A 16359-nucleotide genomic window follows, 5' to 3' on the forward strand; every position below is an offset into this window, starting at 1 on the left:
TTCTCTCTCTTTTTCTTTATTACCAAAGTTCTTTGGTTAATTTAGGTCCTTCGACTGTTTTCAATAGAATTTTTTTCTCTGGCTCTCTCAAATACTCTTTTAGTGAAAAACCGCCTTGCCGAGTCACTACTTGGGTATCGAATTGCTCAAAAAAAGCAGGATGCGATTGAATTACCTGAATTGGCAATTCAATCGGTGAATCTGCGTACAGTAGCAAATCAAAATCACTGGTTTCTTTTACTGCCGGAATCCCAGTCGATAATTCAAATCCTAAGCTGCCGCCGATTCCCCATTTACATCCTGATAATATGTTTCTAGCAGCATGAAATTGCTGATAAACAGGATAATCCATGATTTTCTCTTGTCTATACGATTCTTGTTCGATGATGTCCCACGGATGAATGACTTGTTTGACGGCATGTTTTGAGATTTCTGTTGCCCATCTCTGATTGCGGGCAGGTCCACGTAAACCAATCGGTAGTATTTCTGCGTGATCCGTCGACGCACGACGAACTGTTCCGAACATCTTTTCAGTTAGAACGACCCATTCAGGCAAGGTAAACCCTTCTATTTCATGTTTATCAAAAAGGACAATATCATGTGCTTGAATCATTTTTTATGCATCCCATTCTTCGTCCATTTTGGCACGGACTTTATTTGTTTCGACACGTCCGAATGTTTTGGCTGTTTCGTTTGTGTATCGATTTGTCAGCATCGTGTCATTTGTATTGCGGACATCTTGAATGGCTTCATTGATTGCTTCGATGACTTTGCTGACATTTTGTTCTGAAGCAGCTTGGTCGGTGATATCTTCTAGGAAATGATAGATCGCTCCTAGTTTTGTATAATTATTGATATCGTAAGCGATAGCTGGAACTTTTTCAGCAGCTGCTTCGATTTCAGCAACCGAACGTTTTGTCACACGTGCAGCACTTTCTTTAGACATCGCTTGGACGGTAATTTCTTTATTGTTTAAAGCAATCAAGCGGCTTGATTGTAATCCATGTGCTAAAAATGCACCTGAAATAGCATTTCCTGCAATCAATCCAATAACTGGATGTCCAGCTTGACGGAGTTTTGCATAAGCAGCAGCACTATTAGCCAAAGCCACATGGATACCGATCAATTCTTCGTTATAGCCGTATGCTTGGCTTGGTACATCGATCACAACGATGATTGGCCGTTTCACTTTTTTGTCTTTATCTTCTTCGTAAACGTGATCCAAAATTTGTCCCATGCGGAAACCTTCAACTAAACCAACTTCACCGTTTCGTACACGGTACATCGGGTTTTTAGGATCAGGTACGATTGATGTCACGATGGCTTCTTCTATGAATTTACTTGATTTACCATAATACACAGTACTAATAGAAGAAGTTGGATTTTTCATGCCAGTTAGTGCCGCAAACCAATCGTAACCAACACTTGCTGCAGCTGGTTCATTTCCTTCTGCTACTTCTGGTAAGTCAATTGATTTTGCTTGATGGTTAGCAATTGCTTCATTGTAATCGTCAATGGCCATTGGTTTTGAAAGATCTAAAGAATCAAGTAATGATAAATAAAATGCTGAGCTTTCACTGCGATGCGTGTCTTTTCGTTCGTCCATTGCTGCGATGACAGCAGCTTTGATTGCTTCTACACTATCAGTCACTAGTTCATCAATGATTTTTGATTCTACCCGTTGTCGAGATCCTAATGTATTCCAAATCAAGTCTTTGTCACTAGAATCAAATTCTCGAACGCCTGCTTCTTGTTCAATAACTTCTGGTCCATTCAAACCGACTCTCGCTTTTTTTGTTGCGATTAAATAACTCATTAATGCTGAAGTAATCGACATACCGCCAAATGATCCTACACGTCCTGGAATCAAACCGATGACTGGTACATATTGTTTTAGAGCAATGATTACATTTCCGATTTCTGAAATAGATAACAGTCCGTAGTTTGCTTCTTGCAAACGAACACCACCTGTATCTAGTACAATGACTGGAAAGATCTCATTTCCTTTTTTATTTTCTTCTAACACATGTTCAAGTGCAGCAACGATTTTTGCACCGGAAACTTCACCGATACCGCCACCTTGGAATTTTCCTTCCATAGCGATTACTACTGCTTGTTTGCCATTGATCGTTCCACGGCTGACAACGATCCCGTCATCACTTTCAGGGACAATTCCTTGTGCTGGCAAACTTGGCGCGATGATTTGATCGAATGGGCCAATCAATTCACGTCCATTGTCAAGTAGAGCATTCACTCGTTCTCTGGCATTTAATTCTACAAAACTATTTTTCATCTGAAAGTTCCTCCATTGCTTGCGTCAATCGCAGGTACACAACTCCTGGTGTAGCACCGAAGTCATTGATCACGATATCTGCTGAAATTGGATAACGATCAAAAAATCTCGTTAATACATTGTTCCATACTTCGCCGAAGCCATCGCTTCCTGTACAAATTTTTACAGTAGATTCTGTTTTTTCTGTTGGAAACATCAAGATTTCCAAATCTCCTGAACCGACCACTCCTACATGGATTTTCTTATTGATCGGCTGTTTCGTTGGATATTTATAAGCTAATTGTTCCATGGATCTCTCCCCTTTTTGTAAAACAGAGCATACACGTTCTGCTTATTCGTCTTTCTTCTTCCATCTGGGTAAATGGCGACAAAAGGTTTTTCTCGCCAATTTTATGACCAAGTTCTGAATTTCATTGGTGGTTCATACAGGCCATCTGACCATTCGATCAAATCATCGATTGTTTGTGCAGCTAATAATGAACGTTTCGCTTCACTGCGTTTGATACCTAGATCTTCTGGTAATTTCACGATTCCGGCTTCACGCAAGCTATCTAGTGATTCTTTCGTGCTAGTCATTCCAAGAGGTGTAACACCGCCAATTGCTGCAATTGCTGCTTGACGTTCTTCTTTTGTTTTTGCTTTGTACAAATAAGCAATTCCTTCTTCTGTCACGATATGGGTAGTATCTTCGCTATAGATCATCACTGGTGCATTGGCTAAGCCTGCCTGTTTTTGAACAGCTAATGCATCTAATTCTTCGACAAAGACTGGTTTTTTATTTGAACCATATGTTTCAACCATTTGAACAACTAATTTTTGTCCTTTACCTAATGGATCATCATTGTCGCGAAGTGATTGCCATGCTGGTGTAGAATGACGACGACCGCCAGGATTATGTCCCATGTTAGGCGCTCCACCAAAACCAGATAAACGTCCTTTTGTTACGGTAGAAGAATTTCCTTCGTAATCTAATTGCAAGGTTGAACCGATAAACATATCGATTGCATATTGTCCAGCTGCTTGTGATAATGTTCGGTTACTGCGCATCGTGCCGTCTTTACCGACAAAAAAGACATCTGGGCGAGCAGCAATATATTTTTCCATACCAACTTCGCCACCAAAACTATGGATGCTTTCAACCCAACCTGATTCGATGGCTGGAATCATCGTTGGATGTGGGTTCAATACCCAGTTCTTCGCGATTTTCCCTTTTAACCCTAGTGATTCACCATAAGTTGGCAGTAACAATTCGATAGCTGCTGTATTGAATCCAATACCGTGATTCAAAGATTGTACGCCGTGTTCTGCGTAGATTCCTTTGATTGCCATCATTGCCATTAGAATTTGCAATTCTGTGATGTTTTGAGGATCTCGTGTGAATAAAGCTTCTAATTGATAAGGTTTATCTGCTTTCACGACAACGTCTACCCAGTCACCAGGGATATCTACACGTGGTAAAGAATCGACAACTTCGTTGACTTGAACGATCACGATACCATCTTTGAAAGCTGCAGCTTCGATGATTGTTGATGTTTCTTCCGTATTGAAACCTGTGTACAAGTTGCCGTCTTTATCTGCTTTATCTGCAGCTACTAAAACAACATTTGGAATCAAATCGATGAATAAGCGTCCATAAAGTTCCAAATAAGTATGGATATCACCTAATTTCATTGTGCCGTCTTCAATCATTTGGGCGACACGCAAGCTTTGTGCACCAGCATAAGAGAAATCGATCTTGCTTGCGATTCCTTTTTCAAAAATATTCAAATGTTCTGGTCGTGAGATACTAGACATGATCAAATGCAGATCATTCACTTTTTCTGCATCTACTTTTTCAAGACTTTCTGAAAGAAAACTTGCTTGTTTTTGATTGTCGCCTTCTAATACAACTTTGTCGCCGGGAGCAATCAGTTTTTCCATTACTTCTACGATTTTTTCAGTTTCTACATACTTGCCATTGAGCAAGTTGCTGATTTTTTCCAATCGCTGCGCTTTTTTTTCGCGTTTAGAAGCCCAGTTGCGGTTTGGTTTTTCCATAATTAGTCATCTCCATTTTTGATATAGAAACGTGGCGTCATCAATACCATGTTGGTCTAGATTGATCGTACGGATCCCTTTATCTACACCAAATTTTGTATGAATCAGCTTTGTCAAAGTATTGCCGGGGGGAAATTCAATCGTCAGATCCATTCCTAATTCTTTTGCCAAGTCCATCATTTGGTTCCACTGCACAGGGAAAGCTAGATTTTCCAACAAATCTTTACGAATCTCTTCTGCGTCCTGAGTGGCTCTTCCATCCGTATTTTTTATATACAAACATCTAGCATCAGATAGATGGACAGACTGCATATACGGCTTGAATTTCTTGACCGTATCATTCATCAAGAGACAGTGAGATGGCACAGGAACTTTCAGCAGCTTCGCTGTTTGCGCTTGGTGCCGTTTGGCTTCTGCCAACGTAACGGATAAACCTTCGATACTCCCAGATAACGTATGTTGCATCGGACAATTTTCATTTGACAGATAAACTGGATGGTCAGGATCAAATGTTTTGGCTACCATTTCCTCTGCTTCGCTTCTCGTCACACCTACTACTACGCCCATTGCATAACCGCTTGGATAAGCTTCTTTCATTAAGACTGCCCGGTGATAGACTAGTTCCGCTGCATTCTCAAATGTCAAAGATCGACAAGCAACAGCTGCACAAAAAGCACCGATCGAATGTCCTGCTGCAATATCAGGCTGAATACCGTTTTTTTCCATTTCATCTAAATAAAATACTGCTTTTGTCAGTAATGCTAGCTGGATAAAAACCGTATCTTGATAGTTTTCTTCTTTATCAACTAACCGATACCCCGTCACATTTTCTAAACGTTCCATATACGCTTCAGGGATATCTGCTAACATCCCTAACTTCTGACTGCCTTGTCCAGGAAATAAGAAACCTGTACTCATGAGCCTCGCCTCCTTAGCACTTACTTTTTCCACTGCTATCTTAGTCAATTTCTGCTATAATAAAAAATGCCAAAAAAAGAAAAAACCATAACAAAAAGGTATGGATGGGATGGATAATTATGAAATTGCTTCATCTGCAGTATTTTAAAAAAGTATTCGAAACAAAAAATGTTACCCAAGCAGCCAAAGAATTATTTATTTCTCAACCTGCCTTGAGCCGTGCGATCAAACATTTGGAAAACGAATTAGGTGTCCCTTTGTTTTACCATAGCGGCAGAAACATTGAGACGACCGTTTATGCAGAAGAATTTTATCCATATGCAGTCAAGACATTAGACACATTAGAAGAAGGAATCAAATTATTGTCTTCGGTCAATGAGAAGATCGTTACTTCCGTCATATTGTATTTAGAGGTAGCTTCTGTTTCTATTCCGAACTTGGTCCGAATTTTTATGGAAAAGCATCCTGATATCCAATTAACGATCATGCAACATCATTTACCAGATGATATTACCGATCCTGTACTGTACATCACTTCGGAGATGAAGCCTGGCATGACCAATATTCCTATCATGAAAGAACCTGTTTATGTCGCCATTCCTAAGAAACATCCTCTTGCGAAAAAAGAACATCTGCAATTAGAAGATATCCAGCGCACCCCCATCTTGATGCTGTCAAAGAGCAACGCCTTCCGTCATACACTGGATGCAGCACTTGAAGCGAAAAGTATCGAATTGACGATCAGTTCGACGACAGATGATCCTGCGACATTACGTTCTATTGTCAAGCAAGGATTAGCTGTTAGCTTTTTCCCAAAAGTTTCTTGGTCTTACGATAAAAATGATCCTTTCGTCTTGCGGGAAATCAAAGATTTGCCCTTGACACGAACAATTTATTTATCTTCTAGCTTCACAGAAGATCATCCTTTGATCAAAATGATTGCAAAAACGATGCGGGAATTTTATTTAGGAAAATAAAAAAAAGAGCTGGGACAAAATTCTTGTCGCAGCTCTTTTTTCGAACAAACGGTGTTCCAGAAGTAATTTCTTAGAAAATAAGCCGAAATTTCCCAAAAATTTGAGAAGCAATTTTCGTAAATTCCTTCTTATTTCTTGAAGCTAAACATTTCTGTTACAATCTCTTCTCTATTTTTCCTAGAATTCATTGCGTTGATTGGAAACTTCCATCAATCAAATCTGCTAGTTCATCTAGCTTTTCTATTTTACGTAGATCAACAGAGATCCAATGTTCTTTATTCATGTGATAGGCTGGAAAATACCCCTCTTTTCCTCGCAAAATTCCGCCAAGTTCAGGATCGACCTTCAAATCAAGAATATCGATGATCCTATGGTCACTTGCATCATCATAGATTTTTTCTTCTGGAACAGACATCAGGACCCCAAACCATTTTTTGCTTTTTTGATGTCTGAATACGCAATAATTAGGAAATTTTTTAAAAATATATTCTGGAGACAAATTGTATGTTTCATTGATGTGATCGATTAGTTCTTTTTTCGTTAGCATCTGCTTCCATCTCTTTCTTATTGATTCGCTTTATTCAAAGATACCACGTAAGAATAGAAAAATGAATACAAGTAGCTGCTAATCAAATACTTCGATATTTTTCTTTTTTATCAACTCTTAAATGTTCAATCCGCCTGTGTTGGTCTTGCTATCATCTACTATTAAAATGTTGATTATTGTTTGCCCACCTATTTTTTTATTTTAGTGGTATCATTTTTCAAGTTCATGATGAAATTCTTATCATCAGTAAATGCTCCATAAAAATAAACACTGATTGAAAAATCAGTTGAAACTTGACCACCGTTTATTTTCTCCGTATTCTTAGAATAGAAGGGAGTCTGATTTATGTATTCACTAATGAAAAAAATCATTACCGAAAAAGATATTCGACGTCATGTTTCTTTAGTAGAACAATTGCTGAATCATACAAAGATAACCGTAAATGAATTAGCTGAAATCATAGGGACAACCGAACGAACGATTTTTTCTGACCTTCAATCTATTCGCTCTCAGCTGCCCGAAGGCTGGGACATCATCAGCAATCAAGCAGGAATCAGTTTGCAAAACCAGCAAAATTTATTGACAAATGACCTTTGGGAGATTTTTTTCAAACAATCAGTCAGTGTCGAACTATTGAAAAGTCTGCTTTTTACAAAAAAAGTTGCTGTCCCTGATTTTCTAGCCGACCATGGGCTTTCTTATGGGACATTGAAAAGACATGTGACTAAAATCAATCAGCGTTTAGCAAGTTACGACTTGCAGATCGATTTGACGAAATATACAGCTTGTATTCTTGGAAAAGAGCGTGCGATTCGTACTTTCTATCATCGATTGCTGATTCCTTTCACTCATAACAACTATTTTTTCGAGGATTATTCGATCCATGAATCCCATTATTTTCAATTTTTAAGAAACCTCAGTCAAACTGAACTAGCTGTTGAAACAGAAGAGATTTTCGGAACATGTTGGTTCTTTATCAATACGATCCGTATAAAAGCGAATTGCCGATTAGATTCTTCTATCCATATCAACAGCACACTCGCCTCCCTGTATGACTCTGCATTGAAAAAATTGTATTTAACGGAAGGTATTTATCTTAAAGACACTGAGCTTTCTTTTGCTTCTTTCTGCTTTTTGGAAAGTTGGAATTACAACAATAACTATGGACAAGAAACCGCTCGCTGCCTGCATCATTCTCCATTTTTAGAGGTCCTCGAAACGTTTGTAGAGGAACTAGCTTCAGAGCTGTCTCTTGATCAACTAAAAAAAACATCTCTGACTGATAACTTGGCTCTCCTCGTATTAAAATATCATGAATCGCCGATACTGATTGAACCTTTGGAACGCCAATACCATCGTTTTTTAGAGACGTATGATCAGCAATATGCACACTTATATCAGCAGAAAGAGAATTTACTGAACGATCTAAAAAAAGAAATGGAAATCAATGAACCAAATTACTTTCTTCAACTCTTGTCTTTACTGATTCAACAAACGATTTTTTCTATCAAACCGAATTTGTTCAATGTCTATTTTATTTTCCAAGGAGAACCTTCATGGAAGGCGTTCTTGCAGCAGGAATTAAAAGATTATCTAGGAAAACGTGTCTGCTTCTTACCTATCGAACTAACCGATCTTTCCACTATTTCTTTTGAAAAAACAGATATCTTGATTTCCAATTTCCCGCTGGATTCTCTAGATATCCCTATTGTATACATTTCTTCTATTCCAACGAAAAATGAGCTCAATCGTTTGACTGAACTCACTTTCAAAACTTTTTTATAGTAACGGCTAGCGACTGAATTCTCTAGCTGTTTTTTCTTTTTTGCGAAACAGTTTATTCATGATCCCTTTTTCTATTTCTACAACTAAGAATAGAAGAATCACATTTGCCCCAATCAATAACTGTTGTGTCATCGTTAAACTTACTGTACCGATCAGCTGCTGGCCGATTGGCAGAAAAATAACCATCCCCTGCAATAAAGCAAGGATACCCAATGAAAGAAAAAGCGATTTGTTTTGCAAAAGACCTTGGTTCAATGACGGCTTGGACAACTCTCTGCAATTGATCATGTAAACAGCTTGAGCTAAGACGATATTTTGCAGAAGAATGGTTTGCTGTAAGCTTTGCCCTTCAAATTGCATAGCCAATAAATAGGCAGGAACCATGATCAGTAGTGCGACATAGATGATCCGAAACAAATGATAACCTGATAGGATTCCTTGCTTTGGATCTCTTGGTGGACGCTTCATGATTTCTGGATCTGGCGACTCGAACCCTAATGCATAAGATAAAGTAATTGTCGTTACCATATTGACCCATAAAATCTGTACTGGGGACAAAGGTAGCGGCCGATTCAGTATCAGCGCCCAAATCAAGATCAATCCTTGAGCTAACGCAGTTGGTAAGAAGAAATTGATGGTCTTTTGCAAGTTATCCAAAATGCGCCGACCTTCTTTTACGGCTTTTGCGATCGTATGGAAATTATCATCTCCTAAAACCATATCAGCTGCCTGTTTGCTTACTTCACTACCTTTGATTCCCATAGCGATTCCTATATCGGCTCTTTTCAAAGCAGGTGCATCATTTACGCCGTCTCCGGTCATTCCGACGATTTCTCCATTTTTCTGCAAAGCTTTCACGATTCGCAGTTTGTGTTCTGGTGTCGTTCGAGCAAAGACGTCGACTTTTGGTACTTGTCGAATCAACTCTTCTTCAGACATAAGATCCAAATCGATCCCTTCTAAAACTTTAGCAGTATGTTTTAAGCCAATTTGTTCCGCGATCGCTTTTGCTGTATCTTTGTGATCCCCCGTAATCATTTTCACTGAGATTCCTGCTTGTTGGCATTCCTTTACAGCTTTGACTGCACTTTCTTTTGGCGGATCAATCAACCCAGCAATCCCTGCAAAAGTTAATTGGGTTAAAGACTCATGCGTGAGTTCCTGTTTCGAATCTACTTTTTTGTAAGCAAATCCTAAAACACGCTGACCTTTTTTCGCAAACGCTGTGGCTGTTTGACCCCATGCTTCTTGTTCTGAAGAAGAAAGAGTTGATTTAGCCAATAATACTTCTGGCGCACCTTTGACGTAAATCACCCCTCCTTTTTCCTCCGCATGCATCGTTGCCATATATTTGTATTCAGAGCTGAACGGAATTTTTGCTTCTATTTTTTTCAAAGGCAGATCGGCTGTTTCGGTGTGGCGAATCAGTGCAAGTTCTGTCGGATTGCCACTTAAATTTTCTGTTTTCTGTTCTTCTTTCGTCTTTAATTCCTGACAATTTTTCATAATAAACAGTACGCGAGTTTCTTCCTTTGCTGCTACATCCACAACTGTCATTTCATTTTTTGTCAATGTCCCTGTCTTATCTGAACAGATCACTGTCATAGAACCTAATGTTTCTACAGAAGGCAGTCCTTTGATGATCGCCTTTTCTTTTGCCATTTCATGTACTCCGACAGATAGGATCATGGTCAACACAGCTGGCAATCCTTCGGGTACCATTGACACCACCAAAGCGATCATAGCTGAAAGAAGGATATGCCAATCCATGCCATAGCGGAATGTTGTAAAAACAACTAAGAACAAGATCAAACAAAGAATGCCTTGAAAAATTTGTTTGTTCAATCGGTTGATCTTCTTGATCAGAGGCGTCGTTTGTTGTTCGACCGATTGCAGTGCTTGATTGATTTTACCGATTTCTGTCGTGTTTCCTGTTTCTACAACGACACCGACTGCAGAACCAGATTGTACAAGCGTTCCTGAAAAAGCCATATTTTTTTGGTCACCGATTGATTCTTCTGCTGCCAAAACGGAATGATTTTTTTCAGATGCTTCTGATTCTCCCGTCAAAATCGATTCTTCTACTAGTAGATCATGTACTTCGATCAACCGAACATCTGCTGGAACGACGTCTCCGGCACGTAAGACAATGACATCTCCTTTTACTAGTTCTTTCGCAGGGATTTTTTCTTGCATCCCGTTCGATAGTACTATCGCTTCTTGTCCCATCAGCTGCTTCAAACCATTCAACGATTCTTCTGCTTTTCTTTCTTGCCAATAACTAACGAGTCCGTTGACGATCACTACGAATAAAATAATACTTCCTTCGATGTATTCGCTCGAAGCAAATTTCAAAAAAGAGGCAATGATCAACACGATCATCAGCAGATCAGTAAAGTGTTTTGCTATTTTTTTCCATCGTTTTGTCTGCTGTCTTGCTTCTATCTCATTATATCCTTGATCAGTCAGGCGTTTCTGCCGTTCTTCTTGCGACAAGCCTTCTGTTGATATTTGATAGTTTTTCAATACATCTTCTACCGTCAATCTGTACCAGTTCATCCTATCCCCTCCTGTTTAATTGATACTGTTATTATACGCAGGGAAGTTTTTTCAGGCGTATCGATTATTTCAGGGGGGTCTGAAATAATTCGTTTTGCAGAATGTATCTGGGCCTAACTGATATTTCTATTGCTTATTCTTTTATATACAAAATTTAAGAATACAAACCAGATAACCAATAAAAAAGGAATAAAGCGTGTCGTGCTTTCGAATAACAAGCTGAAAGCAATTGAAGTAAAAAACACCAACAAAGCAAGATCTTTATATCTTTGTGTAGTGTTCCGTTTCTTTTCTTTAATAAATTGAACATGTGCACACAAGATCGAAGACCACACAAATAGAAAACAACTCGTTGTCATGCCTGCCAAAAGCTGAAAAAACAATCGACTATCAGCTACAAAAAAATGTAGACAAAGACCGACAAAAAATAACATCCCTGTAATTAAAATACCGTGTAAAGGTACGCCTTTCTTAGAAAGCGCACAAAACCAATGGGGCAAACTTTTCTCTTTTGCTGTTTGATATAAAATCCTGCTAGTACTGTAGACTGCACTATTTGCTGAGGACAAAGAAGCAACCAAAATCATTAGATTGACAATTGCTGCTCCGCTTTGGCAATGGATCACTTGCAGCATAGTCACTAAAGGACTTTCTTTTAAATCTAAACAATGCCATGGAACAACAAATAAAATCGACAAAATCGTTCCTATATAGAAAAAGAGGATACGCCAAGGCAGACAGTTGATTGCATTTTTCAAATTCTTTTGTGGGTCACTCGTCTCACCAACTGTTAATCCGATCATTTCAATTCCAGCAAAACTGAATAAAACCATAGGAAATGAAGCAATCATTCCAGCAAAGCCAAACGGGACTAATTCATTGAGCTGTCCAAAATTTGCTTTGATTCCAATAGACTGGGTATGAAAATCTGAGACACTCAATCCTATACCCAATAAGATAAAAAGGAAAATCCCCAAGATCTTGATGATTGAGAAAAAAGATTCCAATTCACCAAACCACTTGACTGCAACAAGGTTGACTGCCATTAAGATCATTAGTGCGCTACCTCCGCTTATCAAAGCTGGTACATGTACAAACCAGAAATGGATATACAATCCTATTGCTGTTAATTCCGCAAGTCCAGCTCCAAGCCAGCAAAGCCAATAAGTCCAATTGACAAAAAATGCCCACTTTTTGCCTAAATAATAGTCAACGAAATCACTGATAGAGTTAAATGTACTATTTGCTAAAAATAAATCACCCATGACCCGCATCAAACCATAAATAGCCAAACCGCATATCAAATAAACGAGAATAACAGCTGGCCCTGTTGATGCAATTGCCTTTGCTGAACCTAAAAATAATCCTGTTCCAATTGCGCCACCTAATGCGATTAACTGGATATTTCGATTAGTTAGAGTCCGTTTCATTGCCGGTTTTTCCATCAAGTTCACCTTTTTCTTTTTCAAGCAGCATGGCGACTTCCTGTTCCCAAGAAGGTTTCTTTATTTTTTCAATACAGAGTGGTACTACAAACAAAATGACACTGATGGCTGTGACTGCAATTAGATTGATCCATGTCCCAGCTTTCATCGTCAGTCCGACAGAAAATCCGATTGCCGCAAATAAAACAATAACGACAGTCCAAACTCCAAGATTGCTCTTTTTCTCTTTTTTTCCAATTCTAAATGGTCGATTCAACTTTGCATGTGTATAACGCAATCTCAAAACTGCGATCCCCATGATGACATAGACGATACAGTAGATAACAGTAGTTGAATTTACGAGCATCAAAAATGCTTGATTGACGCCAGGAATCAGCAAATAAAAAAGTGCAAAGATTGAGATAATGACAGACTGAGTCAAAATAACGGATTTGGATACGTCAAATTGATTCGTCTTCCAAAAATTGAATTTTGGTGGATACGCACCTTTTCTAGCACTTTCTGTCACTGTCTTTGCTGGTCCTGAGGCCCAAGCAGATAATTGGACTGCTACACCAATGAAGACAAGTAAACTAAACAGATTCACAATAAGATGTGGCAAACCAAGAATTTGGCAATAAATCGAAATAGATTGCGCGATATTATTCAATTCCATTTGTCCTTTTGGTACGACATTTGCTACAACTAAAGCATTCAAAATATTGACGAAAAATATAAAAATTAACGCGGCAAATACTCCGCGAATATACGTTTTAACTGGATTTTTCAACCGAGTGATATACACAGAGGACATTTCGATACCAGTAAAAATAAACATGATCGGCGCAAAATAAACAAATGAGGATGCAGTCGTAGTATCTGGTATTAATTTGTCCCATGAAAAACTGCCTAATGTTCCGGTTGGTACGATCCCAACTTTGATCCACGCAGCAAACCCTAATAAGAGCATCATCGTCAAAGGCACGTACAATCCTAACCAAACACCGACTTTTCCGCCGATTTTTGCCATATCAAATTTCAAATTCAAAAAAGTGATGATCCAATAAACGACTAAAATGACAACTAATGTAAATTTGCTGTTCAAACCAAGCGGCACATTATCGATAATATTACCAAACAACGGAGCAAGTGCTGAAGCGACCATCACCATCCCAGGAAACATTTGGACCCATAACAGCCATGAGACAACGAACCCCCATTTTTTTCCTAGAGCATTCGATACCCAAAGTTCTGGACCACCTTTTTGGGGAAACATTCCGGCAAATTCACCAGAGATCAATGAGATTGGAAAAGCGTACAATAATACTGCAACCAGCATGTAAAAAATCATCGTCCAGCTCGTTGCTGCTACATCTGGAATATTTCGTACACTTGCTACAAGGGCGCAGGTCATTCCGATAAAGGTCATGGTCGTGATTTGCTTTGATGAACCAGTATCTTTCATCTTTATTCCTTCTTTCAATAGCGACATATGTTTTTGTTTTCTTTTATTTTTGTTCAAGAACAGAAATGACAAGGTTTCATCGATTCAGTACAAAACCCAGTATCACCGAAACATCCATTGAACGATCTTAGTGAACTGGGTTTGATACATGAAACGAACGATCCAACTTATAGAACGTTTTATAAAAAAGAATATCTTGGCGAGGAATATATGAAAAACAGGGGGAAATACAATTGTTTTGATGAAGCAAATAATTGTCTGTTCTCCATATGTCTCTTGTTATTCTTTCACACAAAAATCAGTTCTATTGGATGATTTCGTTTAGTTTCTTTTCCATTGCTTTGGCGATTTCTTTTGTATAAAAATTGAAAATTCGATCATCATTCAAATAAGGAGTCATGATAGCCGCACGTAGCAGAGTGATTTTCTGTTCTTTTTTCCATTCTTCTTTCGTTAGACCCATTCTTTCAACAAAACGAATCGGAGAATCACCGTAATCTTCTTGTGTAAATGTAGTATGAGAAGTAATAAACCGTTCACCATAAACATCGCCATCCATATAAGAAGACCGATCGAACATTTTTTCATTTAATTCATTGATAGCGTTCAAATCTGTACAGCCTTGTTCTTTGAATACCCAATTGACCATATTAAAATCAGGATGATTCAATGGATAGACTTCGATTGTTTTTCCTTTAACAGTAAAAGTCAGATGATCGAGAAATTCTCTGAATCTTTGAGCTGCCTCGATTGAAGCCCCAATCAATTGACCATATCCGGTCACATTCAATGGCAATACACGATGTGCTGTCCAGACTGCGGCGGCGGTTGCTCCAGCTTTTGATCCTTCCAAAATATAAGCTCCTAACATATCTGGAGCCTTTACTGATTTTTCAAACACATATGGCGCGAAATAAGAAATGATATTTCTCATATTTTTATGTTTGATTACGATTCCTCCAGCAGCATAAGGGACATAGCCCATCTTATGAGGATCTATCGTGACAGAATCCGCTTCTGAAATAGCTCTGAACCCTTCATATACCTCTTTGTCAATCGTTACGCAGTGGTGGAAAACATGATGTTCTTCAAAGAATTCAGCTAAGGAAGCATACGGCACAAATTCTCCTGCTTCGTTTAGAAACAGTGAACGCGCATAGCCGCCATATGCGGCATCAACATGTAAATAGAAATAGATCCCTTCATCTTTTAACCTTTCTCTTAATTGGACGATTTTATCTACACTGTCTACTTGACCTTCTTCTGTCGTTCCTACGACAGCAACCACACCTAGAATTGGGATTTTTTGTTCAGCTAATTCACGAATTGTTTTTTCCAAAGCATTAATATCCATTCGATAATCCTCTTGAACTGGGATAGCAACCATCTGATCTAAGCCTACTCCGCAAATATCTAACGCCTTCATCCAAGAATAGTGTTTTGTTTGAGGCACCAGCCATTTCCCTAATCTTTGGATATTTTTTCCGCTACGGGAAGAAGCTGCTTTGACCTCATCCATTTCTTCGTCCGTAAAGCTTTCGGTCATTTCCAAAATTTCTTCAACAGATAAATTCAAAAGTTCCCACTCAGACATTTTTTTCACTTGTTCAGGCAGCACTTCCTTGACAGCTAAAGGAATCGATTTGATGCAGCGGGCGTACCATAACCCTTCAAGATTAGCAATAGAACCATCTGCTGCAATGTGTCCCCATCCGTCTGTCATATTGAATAATGAAGCAAAATCCTGTCCTACTTCTGCTTCCATTTGCGAAGTTGCCATAGAAGATTCCAATGCAACATTATTTGGGTTCCACAGCATCGCATAGTTGTAAGCTAATAAAGCAGGCATCAATGTTTCAGCATTCATTTGTCCCCAGTAACGGCCTGCTGAATGCCATGGGATCGATCCTGCGCGTAATCGCTGACTGACTTCATCCAAGACCTCTATCATATGGTCGCGGGTGGCTAGATAATCTGGAGTGAGCTTATCTCCTTCGCTAATTGCAGGCATATCTGAAGGAATATAATTTTCTCTCCATCCAAGATGTTCATCTACCATCTTGTTCAACAACATTTTATAAACTGGTCCATTTTCAGCTTTGTCGCCTATAAAGACGGCCTTGATATCCATATCTTTCATTTTTCTTCCCTCCATATTTTGTTGGTCAATGTCTCGCAGATACATGTGTTTATCTGTAACACCTCTTCACTATAGCGCCAAAAATGAGAAATTTTTTTTTATAACATCAAATCCACGTAGATTTTTACAAACAAAAATAAATAAAGTCGGATTTTTCTGATAATTCAACGCAAAAAAACGAACAAACAAATAAAATGACTGTCCTTCATTCACT

At 38.7% G+C, this 16359-nt stretch carries 13 protein-coding genes; 2 read left to right on the plus strand and 11 right to left on the minus strand.

All coding sequences use genetic code 11. The features are described from left to right. Positions 1 to 19 precede the first annotated feature (19 nt). The 5 genes from DIZ30_RS03695 to DIZ30_RS03715 form a co-directional block, all read right to left on the minus strand. The gene (locus tag DIZ30_RS03695; protein ID WP_002325259.1) at positions 20 to 613 is read right to left on the minus strand and encodes a malonate decarboxylase holo-ACP synthase; all 594 of its coding nucleotides are present in this window, start codon (positions 611 to 613) and stop codon (positions 20 to 22) included. Between the two features lie 3 nt (positions 614 to 616). After that, positions 617 to 2293: a biotin-independent malonate decarboxylase subunit beta gene (gene mdcD / locus DIZ30_RS03700; RefSeq protein WP_010728047.1), complete on the minus strand. Its 1677-nt coding sequence runs from the start codon at positions 2291 to 2293 to the stop codon at positions 617 to 619. Continuing rightward, on the minus strand, positions 2283 to 2582 hold the full coding sequence (locus DIZ30_RS03705) for a malonate decarboxylase subunit delta (protein WP_002287548.1): 300 nt from the start codon (positions 2580 to 2582) through the stop codon (positions 2283 to 2285). The genes mdcD and DIZ30_RS03705 overlap by 11 nt, the downstream gene beginning before the upstream one ends. Positions 2583 to 2683: 101 nt before the next feature. Then, positions 2684 to 4330, minus strand: coding sequence for a malonate decarboxylase subunit alpha (gene mdcA / locus DIZ30_RS03710; RefSeq protein WP_109023101.1), 1647 nt, complete (start codon positions 4328 to 4330; stop codon positions 2684 to 2686). Between the two features lie 6 nt (positions 4331 to 4336). Next, positions 4337 to 5248 carry an ACP S-malonyltransferase gene (locus DIZ30_RS03715; protein WP_061573528.1) on the minus strand — a complete coding sequence of 304 codons (912 nt, stop codon included), beginning with the start codon at positions 5246 to 5248 and terminating at the stop codon, positions 4337 to 4339. 119 nt (positions 5249 to 5367) lie between these two features. Here DIZ30_RS03715 and DIZ30_RS03720 point away from each other — a divergent pair, with 119 nt between their 5' ends. After that, on the plus strand, positions 5368 to 6225 hold the full coding sequence (locus tag DIZ30_RS03720) for a LysR family transcriptional regulator (RefSeq protein WP_002287551.1): 858 nt from the start codon (positions 5368 to 5370) through the stop codon (positions 6223 to 6225). 184 nt (positions 6226 to 6409) lie between these two features. On the opposite strand, the gene DIZ30_RS03730 is transcribed toward DIZ30_RS03720, so the two are convergent. Both DIZ30_RS03730 and DIZ30_RS13905 read right to left on the minus strand, forming a co-directional pair. Continuing rightward, on the minus strand, positions 6410 to 6772 hold the full coding sequence (locus DIZ30_RS03730) for an MmcQ/YjbR family DNA-binding protein (protein ID WP_002349830.1): 363 nt from the start codon (positions 6770 to 6772) through the stop codon (positions 6410 to 6412). 188 nt (positions 6773 to 6960) lie between these two features. Further along, positions 6961 to 7143 carry a hypothetical protein gene (locus DIZ30_RS13905; protein ID WP_002349831.1) on the minus strand — a complete coding sequence of 61 codons (183 nt, stop codon included), beginning with the start codon at positions 7141 to 7143 and terminating at the stop codon, positions 6961 to 6963. Between DIZ30_RS13905 and DIZ30_RS03740 the strand changes: the two genes are divergently transcribed. After that, entirely contained in the window at positions 7118 to 8557 is a 1440-nt protein-coding gene (locus DIZ30_RS03740; protein WP_061573529.1) for a helix-turn-helix domain-containing protein, read from the plus strand. The two genes, DIZ30_RS13905 and DIZ30_RS03740, sit on opposite strands and share 26 nt — an antisense overlap. A 6-nt stretch (positions 8558 to 8563) precedes the next feature. Here DIZ30_RS03740 and DIZ30_RS03745 read toward each other — a convergent pair whose 3' ends face one another. The 4 genes from DIZ30_RS03745 to tdc all read right to left on the minus strand — a co-directional run bounded on the left by DIZ30_RS03745 (position 8564) and on the right by tdc (position 16145). After that, positions 8564 to 11116: an HAD-IC family P-type ATPase gene (locus tag DIZ30_RS03745; RefSeq protein ID WP_061573530.1), complete on the minus strand. Its 2553-nt coding sequence runs from the start codon at positions 11114 to 11116 to the stop codon at positions 8564 to 8566. A gap of 113 nt (positions 11117 to 11229) precedes the next feature. Beyond that, on the minus strand, positions 11230 to 12561 hold the full coding sequence (locus DIZ30_RS03750; protein WP_061573531.1) for an amino acid permease: 1332 nt from the start codon (positions 12559 to 12561) through the stop codon (positions 11230 to 11232). Next, positions 12527 to 14005: an amino acid permease gene (locus tag DIZ30_RS03755; RefSeq protein WP_002307870.1), complete on the minus strand. Its 1479-nt coding sequence runs from the start codon at positions 14003 to 14005 to the stop codon at positions 12527 to 12529. The genes DIZ30_RS03750 and DIZ30_RS03755 overlap by 35 nt, the downstream gene beginning before the upstream one ends. A gap of 304 nt (positions 14006 to 14309) precedes the next feature. Continuing rightward, a complete protein-coding gene (gene tdc, locus DIZ30_RS03760) occupies positions 14310 to 16145 on the minus strand; it encodes a tyrosine decarboxylase (protein ID WP_002302155.1) in 1836 nt (611 codons plus the stop codon). Between the last annotated feature and the right edge of the window lie 214 nt (positions 16146 to 16359).

The sequence above is a fragment of the Enterococcus sp. H57 genome (assembly GCF_003112495.1).
In the GTDB taxonomy this organism is placed as follows: Bacteria; Bacillota; Bacilli; order Lactobacillales; family Enterococcaceae; genus Enterococcus_B; species Enterococcus_B faecium.

What these genes read in the sequence shown, in the direction of transcription:
- DIZ30_RS03695 (WP_002325259.1), bottom strand. Translation starts at nt 613, where the DNA reads ATGATTCAAGCACATGATATTGTCCTTTTTGATAAACATGAAATAGAA.
- mdcD (WP_010728047.1), bottom strand. Translation starts at nt 2,293, where the DNA reads ATGAAAAATAGTTTTGTAGAATTAAATGCCAGAGAACGAGTGAATGCT.
- DIZ30_RS03705 (WP_002287548.1), bottom strand. Translation starts at nt 2,582, where the DNA reads ATGGAACAATTAGCTTATAAATATCCAACGAAACAGCCGATCAATAAG.
- mdcA (WP_109023101.1), bottom strand. Translation starts at nt 4,330, where the DNA reads ATGGAAAAACCAAACCGCAACTGGGCTTCTAAACGCGAAAAAAAAGCG.
- DIZ30_RS03715 (WP_061573528.1), bottom strand. Translation starts at nt 5,248, where the DNA reads ATGAGTACAGGTTTCTTATTTCCTGGACAAGGCAGTCAGAAGTTAGGG.
- DIZ30_RS03720 (WP_002287551.1), top strand. Translation starts at nt 5,368, where the DNA reads ATGAAATTGCTTCATCTGCAGTATTTTAAAAAAGTATTCGAAACAAAA.
- DIZ30_RS03730 (WP_002349830.1), bottom strand. Translation starts at nt 6,772, where the DNA reads ATGCTAACGAAAAAAGAACTAATCGATCACATCAATGAAACATACAAT.
- DIZ30_RS03740 (WP_061573529.1), top strand. Translation starts at nt 7,118, where the DNA reads ATGTATTCACTAATGAAAAAAATCATTACCGAAAAAGATATTCGACGT.
- DIZ30_RS13905 (WP_002349831.1), bottom strand. Translation starts at nt 7,143, where the DNA reads ATGATTTTTTTCATTAGTGAATACATAAATCAGACTCCCTTCTATTCT.
- DIZ30_RS03745 (WP_061573530.1), bottom strand. Translation starts at nt 11,116, where the DNA reads ATGAACTGGTACAGATTGACGGTAGAAGATGTATTGAAAAACTATCAA.
- DIZ30_RS03750 (WP_061573531.1), bottom strand. Translation starts at nt 12,561, where the DNA reads ATGGAAAAACCGGCAATGAAACGGACTCTAACTAATCGAAATATCCAG.
- DIZ30_RS03755 (WP_002307870.1), bottom strand. Translation starts at nt 14,005, where the DNA reads ATGAAAGATACTGGTTCATCAAAGCAAATCACGACCATGACCTTTATC.
- tdc (WP_002302155.1), bottom strand. Translation starts at nt 16,145, where the DNA reads ATGAAAGATATGGATATCAAGGCCGTCTTTATAGGCGACAAAGCTGAA.